This window comes from Acidovorax sp. LjRoot38, assembly GCF_964252975.1.
GTDB classification, from domain to species: domain Bacteria; phylum Pseudomonadota; class Gammaproteobacteria; order Burkholderiales; family Burkholderiaceae_C; genus Acidovorax; species Acidovorax facilis.
Genome location: NZ_CAXUPT020000012.1, coordinates 1 through 15,825, shown reverse-complemented (window position 1 = coordinate 15,825; position 15,825 = coordinate 1). Strand labels below are relative to the sequence as shown.

Sequence of the window (15,825 nt, the reverse complement as noted above, 5' to 3'; positions counted from 1 at the left end):
CAAAAACAGAGCAACCATTCACACAGCGCCGACTGGCCCTGGCCGTGCCTGTGTACACCGCGCCCCAAGGTATCAGCGCCCCAGGCCCCGCTTGAGTTCCTTGAGCAGCAACAGCACCTGGTTGGACGCATGGCGGCAGCTGCTGTTGAGCAGTTGCACGGCCTTTTGCTGCTCGCCCGCCTGGAACGCAGTCACCACATCGGCCGCCTGCTGGTGAAAGTATTTGTGCCGGGCCACCAGCATGTCGAACGCGGGGTAATGCCCCAGCCGCACGCGCCCCGTGCCATAGAGCCATCGGCCCAGGTCGCAGCGGTCGTCCTGGCAGATGCGTTCGGGCCGCATCACTTCCTGCGAGCGGCCATTGACCATGTCCTGCAGCTGCAGGCGCCAGCGCTCATGGCTGGCAATGGCCGCGTCGATATCGATTTCGGTCATGAGCATGGAGGCGTACTCGGCGTCCAGCACCAATTCGCTGCCGTTGTCTTCCATGGCCCAGGTGGTGTCAGGGCTGGTGGGATCTTGCTCCCGGATCTTGAACAGACGACTGAAAAAACCCATGCTTGGTCCCTGTGGAGGCACCCCGTCCGCCAGCACCAGGAATGGTCCTGCCGGAAATGCCTTGAAACATTCTGTGGGGCGCGCGCGCTTTTGGCTACCAAAAAATGACCTCTTGGTAAAAACCGTGCGCGTCAACCCTTCTGGCCCTGCCAGCTCTGCCCCGGTAGCCAGCAGCAATGTGGCCAGGGCCAGACAATGCACGGATGACTTCCACTGCTCAACGCCCCGCCCTGTCCATGCTCGACCTCGTCGCCGTCCGGGAGGGCGGCACCGTAGCCGATGCGCTGCAGATTGCCCTGCGCACCGCGCAACATGCTGAAAAGCTGGGTTTTGCCCGTTACTGGCTGGCAGAGCACCACAACATGGCGGGCATTGCCAGCTCAGCCACCGCCGTGCTGGTGGGCCACATTGCCGGCGGTACCTCGCGCATCCGTGTGGGTTCTGGCGGCGTGATGCTGCCCAACCACGCGCCTCTGGTGGTGGCCGAGGCCTTTGGCACCCTGGCCGAGCTGTACCCGGGCCGCATCGACCTGGGACTGGGGCGCGCGCCGGGCACGGACCCCACCACCATGCGCGCACTGCGCCGCAGCCGGGTAGAGACAGCCGATGATTTTCCGCAGGACGTCGCAGAGTTGCAGCGCCTGCTGGCCCCGGCCGAACCAGGCCAGCGCCTGATCGCCATGCCCGGTGCGGGCACCAACGTGCCGATCTGGCTGCTGGGCTCCAGCCTGTTTTCGGCGCAACTGGCGGCGGAGCGCGGGCTGCCATATGCCTTTGCCTCGCACTTTGCCCCGCGCCTCCTGCACCAGGCCATTGACCTGTACCGCAACCTGTACCGGCCGTCCGCCGCCTGGCCCCAGCCCTATGTGGTGATCGGGGTGCCGCTGATTGCAGCGCCCACGGATGAAGAAGCGGAGTTTCTGGCCAGCAGCACCTACCAGCGGGTGCTGGGCATTCTGACCGGCGACCGGCGCCGCCTGCTGCCGCCCGTTGAGAACTACGCCGCGCAGCTGCAGCCCCAGGAGCGCGCCGCGATTGGCGACTTTCTGGCCGCTGCCGTGATCGGCGGGCCGGACACGGTGCGCGCGGGCCTTGCACAGCTCACCGAAGCCACCGGGGCCAATGAGCTGATGCTGGTGAGCGATGTCTACGACCCAGCACTGCGCCTGCGCTCGCTGGATGTTGCGGCACAGGCCCACGCCGAAGCGTGGGAAAGCCGCTGAGTGCCTTGATAAAAGAGCTTAGGTCTTCTGTCCGGTGTAGACGAAAGTTTCTGCCTTGCTCGCACTCTGCCCCATGATCACGATCGCTTGGGTGGTGTCGTTGTACAGAACAACGTGTTGAACAACCACGCCATCGCCCACAGGGCAGGCGGCCCCGCTGAAGGTGAGCGGCAGATCAAACACGTTCCGGCCGCTGGCGCGGGGCACCACGGTGCCGCGAATGGAGCAACCCGGGTAGGAGGGAATCGACACCAATCCACCGGTGGAAATGGAAACCGACACCAGGGGCTCCCGCACCTGGTTGCCAATGCCGGTGCCGGAATATGTACCCAGCAACTCGCTCACGACAGCAGGCTGCTCGTAGAGCACGCCATAGGTACCGGTGAACTTCACGCCCTTGGAATCCGTGACCTGCACCGAATCCCGCACCGCGTACTTGCCGCTATAGCTGACCGCCACCGTCGTCCGGCTGGCAAGGTTTGCCTCATCCACCACATTGAGATAGCGCCCGGTGCCAGAGACAACATCTGGGCCCGATGTCTGAACGGCGCCTTGCGATATGCCCACCACGGCACCCACTGCATCGGTCAGGATGCTCCAGGATTCGCCGTTCTCCAGCACCACACCCTGCACATTCAGAGGGTCGGTGGTCGCCCCGGTCCACAGGCCTTCCACGCCGGTGACCACGGTCGCAGGAGGCTTTGGCGCAGGTGGCGCCACATCATCCCCGCCTCCGCCGCAAGCAGATAACACCAAAGCGGCAACCAGTCCTCCCAGGGCAGTCGTCTTATTCACTTTCTTCTCCTTTGTGAGTCAAATCTGGGGGGCTGCGCCATGGCGCGGCCCCAACTGCCGCATCTTAAGCGCAGGCACCGCAAGCGGCACAGGGCAAAATGGCATGCGGTGGCGGGCCGTCTCACCCACGCCACATCGGGTTCGAGGAGAACTTCATCAGAGGCAGCCACCCTTTCCAGCCATCCAGTTTCCATGGCTCTAACGCCGCGCCGGTGTTTTATCGCGCCAGGTAGCCGCCATCCACCGGGTAATACGCCCCGGTCACAAACGACGCCTTGCTGGACGCCAGCCAGGTCACCAGCTCGGCCACCTCTTCAGGTTGCCCCAGGCGACCGATGGGGTGGGCGCCCACCAGCATCGCGTTGATGCCAGCATCCTGCTCCAGCCCGCTGATCATGGGCGTATGGATAAAGGCAGGCCCGACGGCATTGATGCGCACGCCATGGGCGCTGTATTCAATCGCAGCCGCCTTGGTCAGCCCCACCACACCATGTTTGGCCGCGGTGTAGGCCGGGGCGGTGGCAAAACCCACCGATCCCAGGATGGATGCCATGTTGATGATGGAGCCGCCGCCATTCTTGAGCATGGCTGCGATCTGGTATTTCATGCCGTAAAACACGCCGGAGAGGTTGATGTTGATGACCTGGGCCCAGCCATCCAGGGGGTAATCGGCCGTGGCCGCCTGCGGGCCGCCGATGCCCGCGTTGTTGCAGGCGATGTCCAGCCGGCCGTAGTGGGCCACGGTGCGGTTCACCAGCGCTTCGCAGTCCTCAGGCTTGCCCACATCGGCAGCCACAAAAATGGCATCGCCCCCGGCTGCGCGTACCAGCGCCGCCGTTTCCTCACCTGCCTGCACATTCACATCCGACACCACCACATTGGCGCCTTCGCGCGCCCACACCAGCGCAATGGCACGCCCAATGCCCGACGATGCCCCGGTGACCAACGCAACCTTGTTCTTCAGCATGAAAGACTCCTTGTTCATTCAGAACACCTGCAACCCGATGCCACAGATCGCTTTTCATTCTGCGCGCCCAATGCGTCAGCGCCTTGACCTGGGTCATCCCGCTGGCAAGGGTACTGGCCCACAGCCATGGGCCTTGGGTACCGGCTACCATCAGGGGCTGCAAGGTTTTCGCCCGCATCAGCCTGTTGTGTGACCGCCTGATTTCCACGCCACCGCCATACCGCCCGCACCCGCATGCCTGCTTTTTCCTTTGAAGCCCTGGACGCCCAGGGCCAGACCCGCAAGGGCCTCATGGAGGCCGACACCGCCAAGGCCGCGCGCAGCCTGCTGCGAGCCCAGGCCCTGGTGCCCCTGGCGGTAGAGCTGGTGCAGACCGGCCAGTCGCTGGATGGCAGCTCGGCCAGCCTCAGCCAGCGCCTGTTCACGCGGCCCGTGTTCAGCGCCACGGGCCTGTCGATCTGGACGCGGCAGATTGCCGGGCTCGTGTCTTCCGGCCTGCCGCTGGAGCGCGCCCTCACGGCACTGTCTGAAGAAGCCGACGACGAACGCCAGCGCCACCTGGTGGCCGCACTGCGCGCTGAGGTCAATGCCGGGGCCACGTTTGCGCGCGCCCTGTCGCAGCACCCGCGCGAGTTTTCCGATATCTACTGCGCGGTGATCGGCGCGGGCGAGCACAGCGGCAACCTGGGCCTGGTGCTGGAGCGCCTGGCCGACGACCTGGAAGAACGCCAGGCGCTCAAGGCCAAGCTGGTGGGCGCTGCGCTGTACCCCGCCATCGTGACCGTCGTCGCTATCGTGATCGTGCTCTTCCTCGTGGGCTACGTGGTGCCCCAGGTGGCCAGCGTGTTTGCGGGCACCAAGCGGGCGCTGCCGTTTCTGACCGTGGCCATGCTGGGCATCAGCGCTTTTGTGCGCAGCTATGGCTGGATGATGCTGATTGCTTCTGTTTTGATCGCTTTTGGCACACGCTGGGCGCTGACCATCGGGCATATTCGCGAAAAATTCGATGCCGCCTGGCTCAACCTGCCGCTGGTGGGCAAGCTGGCGCGCGGCTACAACGCAGCGCGTTTTGCGGGCACCTTGGCCATGCTGGCGGGTGCGGGCGTACCCATCCTCAAGGCGCTGCAGGCCGCCGCCGAAACGCTGAACAACCGCGCCCTGCGCGCCGATGCACTCGAAGCGCTGGTGCTGGTGCGCGAAGGTGCGCCCCTGGCCTCGGCGCTGGCGCAGAAAAAGCGCTTCCCCGGCCTGCTGTCGATGTTTGCGCGCCTGGGCGAGCAGACGGGGCAACTGCCGGTGATGCTGCAGCGCGCCGCCAGGCAGCTTTCCACCGAGGTCCAGCGCCGCGCCATGGCGCTGGCAACCATCCTGGAGCCTTTGCTCATCGTGGGCATGGGCCTGATCGTGATGCTGATCGTGCTGGCCGTGCTGCTGCCCATCATCCAGCTCAACCAGTTCGTGAAGTGACTCTATGGCCGTGACCCTGGACGACAAGCTGGTGGTGGCGATCTCATCGCGGGCGCTGTTCAACTTTGAGGAGGAAAACCGCGTCTTCGAGCACGAGAGGGATGACCGCGCCTATGTGGACCTGCAGCGCCAGCGCCTGGACGTGCCCGCCGCACCCGGCGTGGCGTTCTCTCTGGTGCGCAAGCTGCTCGCCTTCAACACCTCGGAGCACCAGCGGGTGGAGGTGGTGCTGCTCTCGCGCAATGACCCGGTCAGTGGGATGCGCGTCTTCCGCTCCTGCAACGCCCATGGCCTGCCCACCATCCAGCGCGGCGTGTTCACCCAGGGGCGTGACCCTTTTCGCTACCTGCGACCGCTGGGCGCACACCTGTTCCTGTCTGCCAACGAGGCCGATGTGCGCGAGGCGCTGCACCTGGGCTACCCGGCCGCGCGGGTGATCACCGAATCGGTACAGGCAGGCGACGCCAACCCGCAGGAAGTGCGCATTGCCTTTGACGGCGACGCCGTGCTGTTCTCCGATGAGGCCGAGCGTGTGTACCAGGCCGAAGGCCTGGCCGCCTTCCAGCAGCACGAAACCGACAAGGCCGCCCTGCCCCTGCCCGATGGCCCGTTCAAGCCCCTGTTGGCGGCGCTGCACCGACTGCAATCCGCCGGAGAGGCCGGCGGCACCACCGGCATGCGCATCCGCACCGCACTGGTCACGGCGCGCAGCGCCCCGGCGCACGAACGCGCGATCCGCACGCTGATGGACTGGAACATCGATGTGGACGAAGCCATGTTCCTGGGTGGCCTTCCCAAGGGCGAATTCCTGCGCGAATTCGAACCCGACTTTTTCTTCGACGACCAGACAGGCCATGTGACCTCAGCCGCCCGTCATGTGCCAGCCGGCCATGTGAACAGCGGTATCTCCAACCCCCTGCGCCCTGCCGGCGATTAACCCGGGGCCGGGCACGGACCCGCGTTCCTTCGAAAAGTTTTGCAATCCCCTGCAACTCCCGGTGAAAACTGCAAGCCTTGGGTTGCATTCCGCCCACGCACGCCCAGCTGTGCCAACATCGTTGCCAGTCCACAGAAGGAGCCTGTTTTGCGCATCAGATTTTCCCTGGCCGCCTGCGTGATGAGCACCCTGGGGGCAGCCTTGGGCACCACTGCACTGGCCATGCCCCCTGCAACTGCGCCAGCGCCACCAGCCCCCGCCGCCAGCGCCCCCACTGAATCCCAGGCAGCCCTGACCAAAGGCGAGATCAAGGCCATGCGCGAGTTCAAGATGCTGGACTTCAATGGGGACGGCAAGCTCAGCCGCACCGAGGTCAAGCTCTTTCCCCGGCTGGCCGCCGCATTCGACGATGCGGATACAGACAAGGATGGCTATGTGTCGTACGAGGAAGTGCGGGCCTTTGCCGCCAAGTACCGCGCGGAGCGGGATCAACAGCGGGCTGCCCAGGCGGCTCCCGCTTCATCACCCCGGCCTTGAGGCCAGAATGGGGGGGAAATTGAATGAAATAAGGCTCCAGCGCTTATCAGTTATGCGCAAACAGCTATAATTTTAGGAGCAAAACCCTCACAAGCCGCCAGTGCGCTTGATCTTGGGGTCGGAGTAGGTCAGCGGCTCGTTCTTGACCTGCTGGGCCATGCGCTCCTGCAGGGTCATCTTGTTGATGTCCTGCGCCACCTCCACCGCACTGCCACTGGCCCGCCACATCGACTGGATCAGCTCCAGCAGTTGTTTGTAGATCGGCTCCTTGGGGGGCTCGGGCGGTTCTTCCACGGTGTCTTTTTTCTTGACCTCGGTCCAGTCCCGGTTTGATACATCGGGCGCTGAGGGCTTGTCGGGCTCGCGCACGATGGCGCCCTCGCCCAGCCGGTCCATGGATTCGACGGGATTGGATGCATTGATGGGCCGCACCGGCGGCGCGCCAGAGGCGCCAGTGGAATACAAATCAGCGCCCTGAGGACGCCAACTCGGCGATCGGTCGACAGGTGGCATTTGCATGGCAGTGGCCCCAATGGTTGATGAATAGATATGCTCGAAGTGCAGAGGATTTTTCGCCGTCTTCGTAATCTATTACGGCAAAAAGAAGGGGAAATTTAGGTCTTTTTCACCGATTGGCTCAAATTTAGGGTTTTCCCTAATCTTTGTCACCCTTTTGGGTGCATGCGGGGGCCGGATCGGCTCACAGCCGACCGATTGCACTCATTCCCGCACCGGGTCTGGAGCTACTGGCTTGTGGGGGGAGCGGGCACGGCAGGGCTTGGCACTGCCGTTGTGCCTTGCCGGTGGAGACACCGGGAGGACCCCGTACAGGGTCAGATCAGAGAAAGCGTTCCAGCAACCGGCGCGAATGCCGGTCCAGCGCCGTGGTGTCTTTGACGCGGAACTGCACGCCGTCGCCCCCGGCAATCAGCAGGCGGGTGCGTCCGCCCAAGCGGCGGATGTCTTCCTCGGCCTTGAGGACGAGGCTGGCAGGGCCCCGGTCCGTCTCCACCTGCCAGGTGCTGGGGGTGGAGAAGCTCGATACTGCAATGATTTTTTCGATAGTGGGCACAAACTCTCGCACTTCCAACTCTTCTTCGATGAGCTGGCGGGCGGGGGCTGGCAGCTGGTCCAGCCGGTCGATCCACAGCAGTTCGTGGCCGTCAGATCCGATCAGCGAGAGCCCTTCGGCGGGTGCCGCGATGGGGAAGGCCCGCACAGGCGTGACGCCCTCGTGGGCCGTGCCGTCGGCCAGGGTCAGAACCAGCCGACTGTGTGGATTGCGCGCCAAGGTGAACGTGGCGGAGGCGGTGGACGGCGATTGCGGGAAGGAAGGGGTGTTCATGGCGTTTTCCTGCAGTGCAGTCATCACGGGTTGCCCGCAGGGTGGGCGGGGTGCAGCAGGCTGCTGTCGATGATGACGCCGGCCGCCTGGGCGTCTTCTTCGGCACGGCGCGCCTGGGCTTCGTAGAGCCGCCAGTAGGCGCCCTGCTTCTCCATGAGTTCGTCGTGCGGCCCGACCTCCACCACTTCGCCCCGGTCCATCACTACCAAGCGGTCGGCTTTGCGCAGGGTGGACAGGCGGTGGGCGATGGCAATCGTGGTACGGCCCTGCACCAGGTTGTCGAGCGCCTTCTGGATTTCCTTCTCGGTCTCGGTGTCCACGGCCGAGGTGGCCTCGTCCAGGATCAGGATGCGCGGGTCGATCAGCAATGCGCGGGCAATGGAAATGCGCTGGCGCTCGCCGCCCGAGAGGCCCTGGCCACGCTCACCCACGAGTGAGTCGTAGCCATGGGGCAAGCGCAGGATGAATTCATGGGCGTGCGCAGCGCGGGCCGCCGCCACGATCTCCTCGCGCGTGGCCTCGGGCTTGCCGTAGGCGATGTTCTCGGCAATGGTGCCGAAGAACAGGAAGGGCTCCTGCAGCACAAGACCGATGTGGCGGCGGTAGTCGGCCACAGCGAAACGGCGGATGTCGATGCCGTCGACCTGGATGGAGCCATCGCTCACGTCATAAAAACGGCTGATCAGGTTGACCAGCGTGCTCTTGCCTGAGCCGCTGTGGCCCACCAGGCCGATCATCTCGCCGGGGCGGATATCCAGATCCAGCCCCTTGATGACTGCGCGGCTGCCGTAGCGAAAGCCCACGCCCTGCATGGTGATCGCGCCCTGAACCTTGTCCACCTTCACGGGTTGGGCCGGGTCGGGCACGTTGCTCACATGGTCCAGGATGTCGAAGATGCGCTTGGCGCCAGCGGCGGCCTTTTGCGTGACCGAGACAATGCGGCTCATTGAATCCAGCCGCCCGTAGAAACGGCCGATGTAGGCGATGAAGGCCGTGAGCACACCCACCGTGATCTGGTTGCGCGACACCAGCCAGATGCCGAAGCCCCACACCACCAGCAAGCCAATTTCAGTGAGCAGCGACACGGTGGGCGTGAACAGGCTCCAGGTCTTGTTGAGCTTGTCGTTGACTTCCAGGTTGTGTTGGTTGGCGTCTCGAAAACGCTGGGCTTCGCGCTTTTCTTGCGCAAAGGCTTTCACGACCCGGATGCCCGGGATGGTGTCGGCCAGCACGTTGGTCACTTCGGACCACACGCGGTCGATCTTTTCAAACCCGGTGCGCAGGCGGTCGCGCACGGTGTGGATCATCCAGCCAATGAAGGGCAGCGGCACCAGCGTGACCAGCGCCAGCCATGGGTTGATTGAGAACAGAATGGCCGCCGTCATCATGATCATGAGCACGTCGGTCACAAAATCCAGGGCGTGGAGGGACAGGAAGACGTTGATGCGGTCCGTCTCCGAGCCAATCCGCGCCATGAGGTCACCCGTGCGCTTGCCGCCAAAGTAGTCCAGCGACAGGCGCAGCAGGTGCTCGTAGGTGGTGGTGCGCAGGTCGGCGCCGATGCGCTCGGACACCAGCGCCAATATGTAAGTGCGCGCCCAGGAGAGGCCCCAGGCCGCCAGCGCCGACAGCAGCAGGCCGCTCAGGTACAGCAGCACCAGGCCGGGTTCGATCTGCTTGCCGTTCTGGAACGGGATCAGGATGTCATCCATCAGCGGGATGGTCAGATACGGCGGCACCAGTGTGGCGGCGGTGGACGCCAGCGTCAGCGCAAAACCGGCGGCCAGTTGCTTGCGGTAAGGCCGGGCAAAGCGCCACAGGCGCAGCAGCACCCAGGTGGAAGTTTGGGGCGGCTGGGCGCGGGCGCAGGCCGGACATTCATCGGTGTCGGGCGGCAGGGGCGTGTGGCAGGTGGGACAGGCGGGTTCGTCGGCCTCGTCCTCGGCGCCGTTGTCACCCCGGGCGCTTTGCTGCTCAAAACGCTGCAGCAGACGCAGGGCCTGGGCGTGGTGCGCAAGGGTAAAGCGCCACAGCGCCAAGCGCTCGGAAGGGCTGTGCAGCTCCAGCGAGCCCACACCGCCATGGTCCTGCAGCTTGAGCGCCAGGCCATCGCCCAGGGGCCAGCTGCGCCAGGCCGTGGTGCCCGCATCACAGGCCAGCAGCCGTTCAGACGTCACCACCACCCAGCCTGCCGCAAAGCGCAGCGCCGTGCTCAGGTCAACCTGAAGCGCTGCCAGTACGTTTTCCTTGGAAGCGAGCATGGCCCGCAAATCGGCCCCCAAAGGGCCAGAAAAGACACCCGAGGCGTCCACAGAATGGTGATGTTGCATTTTTGGTTGGGTTTTCCGCCCCCGGCTGCCTGCGGTGACCGATCTCGCGAAAGCGCGAATTCTCCCCGATACTGCATGCCACGGTGCGACGGCATCCTCATTTAACGCCTCTGACGCTCATTTGGCTGACACTGCGCACAGCCCCAGGACTGGAGCACAATCCTCGTCCACAAAAGTTTCCTTTCACAGTTTCTTCCTCTCCCGCATAGCCCATAGCCCTTACCCGGCCGGACCAACTCACCCGCTGCAATCCATGGCGAAACTCAACGACATCCAACTGCTTCGCATCAACTACCTGCGCGGCCCCAATATCTGGACCTACCGGCCTGTACTGGAAGTCTGGCTGGACCTGGGCGAGCTGGAGGACTACCCCTCCAACCTGCTGCCCGGTTTCAACGACCGACTTACCGCCTGGCTGCCCGCACTGATCGAACACCACTGCGGCGTGGGCGAACGCGGTGGTTTCCTGCAGCGCCTGCAGGAAGGCACCTGGTGCGGCCATGTGCTGGAGCACATCGTGATCGAGTTGCTCAACCTGTCGGGCATGCCCACCGGTTTTGGCCAGACCCGCAGCACCAGCCAGCGTGGCGTATACCGCATGGTGTTCCGGGCGCGCGACGAAAGCGTGGCGCGCGTGGCGCTGGCCCAGGGCCACGCGCTCATCATGGCCGCCATCAACGATGAGCCGTTTGACGTGGCTGCCGCCGTGGCCCGTGTGCGCACCGAGGTGGACGACCAGTACCTTGGCCCCAGCACCGCCTGCATCGTCACAGCCGCCACCGACCGGGACATCCCGCACATCCGCCTGAACGACGGCAATCTGGTGCAACTGGGCTATGGCGCCAGCCAGCGCCGCATCTGGACGGCTGAGACCGAGTTCACCAGCGCCATCGCCGAAGGCATCGCCAGCGACAAGGACCTGACCAAGAGCCTGCTCAAGTCCTGCGGCGTGCCCATCCCCGAGGGCCAGGTGGTCAACAGCCCCGAGGAAGCCTGGGAAGCCGCCCAGGACATTGGCCTGCCTGTGGTGGTCAAGCCCTCTGACGGCAACCACGGCCGGGGTGTGACGCTGGATCTGCACAAGCAGGCAGACATCGAGGCCGCCTACCACGTGGCCTACCCCGAGGGCAGCGACGTCATGGTCGAGAGCTTCATCCCCGGCGACGAGCACCGCCTGCTGGTGGTGGGCGGCAAAGTGGTCGCAGCGGCACGTGGTGAAGTGGTCACCATCACCGGCAACGGCCGCTCCACCGTCAAGGAGCTGATCGACACCCAGCTCAACTCCGACCCGCGCCGTGGCTACGAAGAAGAGTACCCGCTCGAAATCATCGACCTGGCCACTGACACCAAGGTGCAGCTCGAACTCAAGCGCCAGGACCTCGGCGCCGACTCGGTGCCCGCCGCTGGCCGCCAGGTGGTGGTGCAGCGCAACGGCAACGTGGCCGTGGACTGCACGGACGACGTGCACCCCGAGGTGGCCTACATCGCCCAGTTGGCGGCCAAGGTGGTGGGGCTGGACATCGCCGGCATCGACTTGGTGGCCAAGGACATCTCCAAACCCCTGCACGCCCAGGGCGGTGCCATTGTCGAAGTGAACGCAGGCCCTGGCCTGCTGATGCACCTGAAGCCCGCCGTGGGTGCACCGCGCCCTGTGGGCCAGGCCATTGCAGAGCATCTGTTCCCGTCGGAAGACGATGCGGGCCAGGCAGGCCGCATTCCGCTGGTGGGCGTGGCGGGCACGCGTGGCACGTCAACCATCGCACGGGTCGTGGCCTGGCTGCTGCACCTGAGCGGCCACCACACGGGCCTGGCCTGTCGCGAAGGGCTGTTCCTGGACCGCCGCTGCGTCGAATCGACCGATTGCGCGCACTGGGAAGCCGCCCACCGCCTGCTGATGAACAAGACCGTGCAGGCCGCCGTGATCGAAAGCGACGCGCGCACCATCCTGCGCGACGGCCTGGCCTACGACCGCTGCCAGGTGGGTGTGGTCACCGACATGGACGGCGTGGAAACGCTGGCCGAATTCGACGTGCACGAACAGGACCAGATGACCAAGGTGATGCGCACCCAGGTGGACGTGGTGCTGTCGGAAGGAGCAGCGGTGCTCAACGCTGCCATCCCGCAAGTGGCCGACCTGGCGCCGCTGTCGGACGGTGCCGTGGTGCTGTATGCCCAGGACGCCACCCTGCCCGTCATCGTGGAACACCGCGCCAAGGACAACGGCCGCGCCGTGGTCGTGAAGAACGGCCGCGTGGTGCTGGCCACGGGCAGTGCAGAACATGTGCTCGGTTCGCTGGCAGACCTGACCTTTGGCCGCAATGCCGTGGCGCCCGACACCGACGCCCTGCTGGCTGCCATCGGCACGGCCTGGGCGCTGAACATTGCCCCCGACCTCATCGGCGCTGGCATCAAGACCTTTGAGCCCGAACTGGTCCCCACCGCTGCACTGCGGTCGTGATGGCACCTCGCGCATTAGCTTTAGTTTGTTGTTTGACCTCGCATCCCACGACCTGAACAGGGCCTCAGCGCCCTGATGGACCACTGAAAGAGACTTCCATGGATGTATCCCGCACCCGGGCCCTGCGTGGCCCCAACCTCTGGAGCCGCCACATGGCCATCGAGGCCGTGGTGACCTGCGCCGAAAACGAGCGCGCCGTGGGCCAGATGGCCGGGTTCGAAGCCCGCCTGCGGGCCCTGTTTCCCGCCATCGGCGCGCTGCACCCCGAAACCGGGGGCGGCGATGTCTCGCTGGCCCATGTGCTGCAGACTGCCGCCCTGGCATTGCAGGCTCAGGCAGGTTGCCCTGTCACATTTGCGCGCACCACCGCCACCACCGATGCGGGTGTGTACCAGGTGGTCGTGGAATACAGCGAAGAGGCCGTGGGCCGCAAAGCCTTTGAGTATGCGCAGCAACTCATCAAGGCAGCGCAAGGCGAAGGCAGTTTTGATGCCGACACCGTGATTGCCGAGCTGCGCGAACTCGATGAAGACGAGCGCCTGGGCCCCAGCACCGGCTCCATCGTGGACGCCGCCGTGGCGCGCGGCATCCCCTACCGCCGCCTCACGCGTGGCAGTCTGGTGCAGTTTGGCTGGGGCTCCAAGCAGCGCCGTATCCAGGCGGCCGAGGTCGATTCGACCAGCGCCGTGGCCGAATCCATCGGCCAGGACAAGGACCTGACCAAACGCCTGCTGCATGCGGCCGGTGTGCCCGTGCCGCTGGGCAAGCCGGTCGAAAGCGTGGACGAAGCCTGGGAAGTGGCCTTGAAGGTGGGCCTGCCCGTGGTGGTCAAGCCACAGGATGGCAACCAGGGCAAGGGTGTGACGGTCAACATCACTGACCGCGCCCAGCTCGAAGAAGCCTACAAAAACGCCGCCGAATACGGCACCGTGATGGTCGAGCGCTTTTTGCCGGGCCATGACTTCCGCCTGCTGGTGGTCGGCGACCAACTGGTGGCCGCTGCACGCCGCGAGCCGCCCCAGGTGCTGGGCGACGGCCAGCACACGGTGCGTGAGCTGGTCAACCAGGTCAACCTCGACCCACGCCGGGGCGAGGGGCATGCCACCTCGCTCACCAAGATCCGGCTCGACGACATTGCCGTGGCCCGCCTGGCCATGCAAGACCTGACGCCCGACTCGGTGCCCGCCAAGGGCCAGCGCGTCGTCCTGCGCAACAACGCCAACCTCTCTACGGGTGGCACCGCCACCGACGTGACTGATGATGTGCACCCCGAGGTTGCCGCACGCGCTGTGGCCGCCGCCCAGATGGTGGGCCTGCACATCTGCGGCGTGGACATGGTGGCCGAGACCGTGCTGCGCCCGCTCGAAGAGCAAGGCGGCGGCTTTGTGGAAGTGAACGCCGCCCCCGGCCTGCGCATGCACCTGGCGCCCAGCTACGGCAAGCCCCGCAACGTGGGTCAGGCCATGGTGGACAAGCTCTACGCCCATGGCGACGATGGGCGCATCCCGGTGGTGGCCGTCACTGGCACCAACGGCAAGACCACCACGGCCCGCCTCATCGCCCACCTGTTCACCGCCCAGGGCCTGCGCGTGGGCATGACCAACACCGACGGCGTGTACGTGAACGGCCGCCAGATCGACAGTGGCGACTGCAGCGGCCCCAAGAGCGCCCGCAACGTGCTGCTGCACCCCGAGGTGGATGCAGCCGTGTTTGAAACCGCACGCGGCGGCATCCTGCGCGAAGGCCTGGGTTTTGACCGCTGCCAGGTGGCCGTGGTGACCAACATCGGCGCGGGCGACCACCTGGGCCTGAACTACATCACCACGGTGGAAGACCTGGCGGTGCTCAAGCGCGTGATCGTGCAGAACGTGGCCACCACAGGCTACGGCGTGCTCAACGCGGCCGACCCCATCGTGGCCGCCATGGCGCCCGCCTGCCCTGGCAAGATCATCTTCTTTGCGAGCGACCGCCACCATCCCGTGATGGCCACGCACCGCGCGCAGGGCCACCGCACCGTGTATGTGGATGGCGACTCCATCGTGGCTTCGGAAGGCTCGTGGCGCGAGACCATCCACCTGCGCGACGTACCTATCACACGCAACGGCAAGATCGGTTTTCAGGTCGAGAACGTCATGGCGGCCGTGGCCGCCGCCTGGGGTGTGGGCATGCCCTGGCAGACCATCCGCCGGGGCCTGTCAGGCTTTGTGAACGACAGCGACAACGCGCCCGGCCGCTTCAACATCATGGACTACCGGGGCGCCACCGTGATTGCCGACTACGGCCACAATCCCGACGCCATGCGCGCCCTGGTGGGTGCCGTGGACGCCCTGCCCGCCAAGCGCCGCAGCGTGGTGATCAGCGGCGCGGGCGACCGCCGCGACGAAGATATCCGCGACCAGACCGTGATCCTGGGCGCCGCATTTGACGACGTGATCCTGTACCAGGACGCTGCCCAGCGCGGCCGCGCCGATGGCGAGGTGATGGCCCTGCTGCGTGAGGGCCTGGCGGGCGCATCGCGCACCACACACGTCGAAGAGATTCGTGGTGAGTTCATCGCCATCGACGCCGCCCTGGCGCGCCTGCAGCCCGGCGACCTGTGCCTGGTACTGGTGGACCAGGTCGAAGAAGCCCTCGCCCACCTGTCCCAGCGCTGCACCGAAGCCAGGGCCGCTGCGTGATGGCCCTCAAGCAAGCGGCCACCTCGGCGCTGCTGGCCCTGGCCGCAGCCACCGCCTGGATGGGCGTGGCTGGCAGTGCGCAGGCAGCGCCCGGCGAAAAAATCGGCACGGTGGACACCGCCTTCCAGTGGATCGGCCGCGACCACGACATCCTCGTGGAAGCCTATGACGACCCCGGCGTTTTGGGCGTGACCTGCTACGTCTCGCGCGCACGCACGGGCGGCATCAAGGGCACACTGGGCCTGGCCGAAGACCGCGCCGAAGCCTCCATCGCCTGCCGCCAGGTGGGGCCTATCAGCTTCCCCGAGCCGCTCAAGAAGCAGGAAGAGGTGTTCAGCGAACGCATGTCCATCCTGTTCAAGCGCCTGCGCATCGTGCGCATGGTCGACCCGGCCCGCAACACGCTGGTCTACCTCACCTACTCCGAAAAACTCATCGACGGCTCGCCGCAGAACAGCGTGACCGCCGTGCCGGTGGACCGGGCCATGGCCATCCCTCTGCGCAAATAAGCGGGCAAGGCCGTACACAAC

At 65.5% G+C, this 15,825-nt stretch carries 13 protein-coding genes; 7 read left to right on the top strand and 6 right to left on the bottom strand.

Annotation, left to right across the window (positions count from 1 at the left end; all coding sequences use genetic code 11):
• Nucleotides 1-72: 72 nt before the first annotated feature.
• Entirely contained in the window at nucleotides 73-558 is a 486-nt protein-coding gene (locus tag ACSQ22_RS19535) for a CZB domain-containing protein (RefSeq protein ID WP_055395973.1), read from the bottom strand.
• 203 nt (nucleotides 559-761) lie between these two features.
• Between ACSQ22_RS19535 and ACSQ22_RS19530 the strand changes: the two genes are divergently transcribed.
• Nucleotides 762-1,781, top strand: a complete 1,020-nt coding sequence (locus ACSQ22_RS19530; protein ID WP_228896212.1) for an LLM class flavin-dependent oxidoreductase — start codon at nucleotides 762-764, stop codon at nucleotides 1,779-1,781.
• An 18-nt stretch (nucleotides 1,782-1,799) separates the two neighbouring features.
• Here the strand turns inward: ACSQ22_RS19530 and ACSQ22_RS19525 are convergent, their stop codons facing one another.
• Nucleotides 1,800-2,576, bottom strand: coding sequence for a hypothetical protein (locus tag ACSQ22_RS19525; RefSeq protein ID WP_218301696.1), 777 nt, complete (start codon nucleotides 2,574-2,576; stop codon nucleotides 1,800-1,802).
• A gap of 217 nt (nucleotides 2,577-2,793) precedes the next feature.
• Entirely contained in the window at nucleotides 2,794-3,543 is a 750-nt protein-coding gene (locus ACSQ22_RS19520) for an SDR family NAD(P)-dependent oxidoreductase (RefSeq protein ID WP_436131285.1), read from the bottom strand.
• Nucleotides 3,544-3,777: 234 nt separating this feature from the next.
• On the opposite strand from ACSQ22_RS19520, the gene gspF reads away from it, so the two are divergent.
• The 3 genes from gspF (at nucleotide 3,778) to ACSQ22_RS19505 (ending at nucleotide 6,484) form a co-directional block, all read left to right on the top strand.
• A complete protein-coding gene (gene gspF / locus ACSQ22_RS19515) occupies nucleotides 3,778-5,010 on the top strand; it encodes a type II secretion system inner membrane protein GspF (protein WP_121421140.1) in 1,233 nt (410 codons plus the stop codon).
• Between the two features lie 4 nt (nucleotides 5,011-5,014).
• A complete protein-coding gene (locus ACSQ22_RS19510; RefSeq protein WP_121421141.1) occupies nucleotides 5,015-5,947 on the top strand; it encodes a 5'-nucleotidase in 933 nt (310 codons plus the stop codon).
• A gap of 180 nt (nucleotides 5,948-6,127) precedes the next feature.
• Complete coding sequence (locus ACSQ22_RS19505; protein WP_121421142.1) at nucleotides 6,128-6,484, top strand: EF-hand domain-containing protein; 357 nt, start codon at nucleotides 6,128-6,130, stop codon at nucleotides 6,482-6,484.
• 87 nt (nucleotides 6,485-6,571) lie between these two features.
• On the opposite strand, the gene ACSQ22_RS19500 is transcribed toward ACSQ22_RS19505, so the two are convergent.
• The 3 genes from ACSQ22_RS19500 to ACSQ22_RS19490 form a co-directional block, all read right to left on the bottom strand.
• On the bottom strand, nucleotides 6,572-7,003 hold the full coding sequence (locus ACSQ22_RS19500) for a hypothetical protein (RefSeq protein ID WP_121421143.1): 432 nt from the start codon (nucleotides 7,001-7,003) through the stop codon (nucleotides 6,572-6,574).
• Between the two features lie 319 nt (nucleotides 7,004-7,322).
• Complete coding sequence (locus ACSQ22_RS19495) at nucleotides 7,323-7,829, bottom strand: DUF1854 domain-containing protein (protein WP_121422862.1); 507 nt, start codon at nucleotides 7,827-7,829, stop codon at nucleotides 7,323-7,325.
• Between the two features lie 23 nt (nucleotides 7,830-7,852).
• Nucleotides 7,853-10,159: an ABC transporter ATP-binding protein gene (locus tag ACSQ22_RS19490; RefSeq protein ID WP_436131284.1), complete on the bottom strand. Its 2,307-nt coding sequence runs from the start codon at nucleotides 10,157-10,159 to the stop codon at nucleotides 7,853-7,855.
• A 253-nt stretch (nucleotides 10,160-10,412) separates the two neighbouring features.
• Between ACSQ22_RS19490 and ACSQ22_RS19485 the strand changes: the two genes are divergently transcribed.
• The 3 genes from ACSQ22_RS19485 (at nucleotide 10,413) to ACSQ22_RS19475 (ending at nucleotide 15,804) form a co-directional block, all read left to right on the top strand.
• Entirely contained in the window at nucleotides 10,413-12,617 is a 2,205-nt protein-coding gene (locus ACSQ22_RS19485) for a cyanophycin synthetase (protein ID WP_436131283.1), read from the top strand.
• A 98-nt stretch (nucleotides 12,618-12,715) separates the two neighbouring features.
• Nucleotides 12,716-15,295 carry a cyanophycin synthetase gene (gene cphA, locus ACSQ22_RS19480; RefSeq protein ID WP_436131282.1) on the top strand — a complete coding sequence of 860 codons (2,580 nt, stop codon included), beginning with the start codon at nucleotides 12,716-12,718 and terminating at the stop codon, nucleotides 15,293-15,295.
• Nucleotides 15,296-15,354: 59 nt separating this feature from the next.
• The gene (locus tag ACSQ22_RS19475) at nucleotides 15,355-15,804 is read left to right on the top strand and encodes a CreA family protein (RefSeq protein WP_121422863.1); all 450 of its coding nucleotides are present in this window, start codon (nucleotides 15,355-15,357) and stop codon (nucleotides 15,802-15,804) included.
• The last annotated feature ends 21 nt before the right edge of the window (nucleotides 15,805-15,825 follow it).

What these genes read in the sequence shown, in the direction of transcription:
- ACSQ22_RS19535 (WP_055395973.1), bottom strand. Translation starts at nt 558, where the DNA reads ATGGGTTTTTTCAGTCGTCTGTTCAAGATCCGGGAGCAAGATCCCACC.
- ACSQ22_RS19530 (WP_228896212.1), top strand. Translation starts at nt 762, where the DNA reads ATGACTTCCACTGCTCAACGCCCCGCCCTGTCCATGCTCGACCTCGTC.
- ACSQ22_RS19520 (WP_436131285.1), bottom strand. Translation starts at nt 3,543, where the DNA reads ATGCTGAAGAACAAGGTTGCGTTGGTCACCGGGGCATCGTCGGGCATT.
- gspF (WP_121421140.1), top strand. Translation starts at nt 3,778, where the DNA reads ATGCCTGCTTTTTCCTTTGAAGCCCTGGACGCCCAGGGCCAGACCCGC.
- ACSQ22_RS19510 (WP_121421141.1), top strand. Translation starts at nt 5,015, where the DNA reads ATGGCCGTGACCCTGGACGACAAGCTGGTGGTGGCGATCTCATCGCGG.
- ACSQ22_RS19505 (WP_121421142.1), top strand. Translation starts at nt 6,128, where the DNA reads ATGAGCACCCTGGGGGCAGCCTTGGGCACCACTGCACTGGCCATGCCC.
- ACSQ22_RS19500 (WP_121421143.1), bottom strand. Translation starts at nt 7,003, where the DNA reads ATGCAAATGCCACCTGTCGACCGATCGCCGAGTTGGCGTCCTCAGGGC.
- ACSQ22_RS19495 (WP_121422862.1), bottom strand. Translation starts at nt 7,829, where the DNA reads ATGAACACCCCTTCCTTCCCGCAATCGCCGTCCACCGCCTCCGCCACG.
- ACSQ22_RS19490 (WP_436131284.1), bottom strand. Translation starts at nt 10,159, where the DNA reads ATGCAACATCACCATTCTGTGGACGCCTCGGGTGTCTTTTCTGGCCCT.
- ACSQ22_RS19485 (WP_436131283.1), top strand. Translation starts at nt 10,413, where the DNA reads ATGGCGAAACTCAACGACATCCAACTGCTTCGCATCAACTACCTGCGC.
- cphA (WP_436131282.1), top strand. Translation starts at nt 12,716, where the DNA reads ATGGATGTATCCCGCACCCGGGCCCTGCGTGGCCCCAACCTCTGGAGC.
- ACSQ22_RS19475 (WP_121422863.1), top strand. Translation starts at nt 15,355, where the DNA reads ATGGGCGTGGCTGGCAGTGCGCAGGCAGCGCCCGGCGAAAAAATCGGC.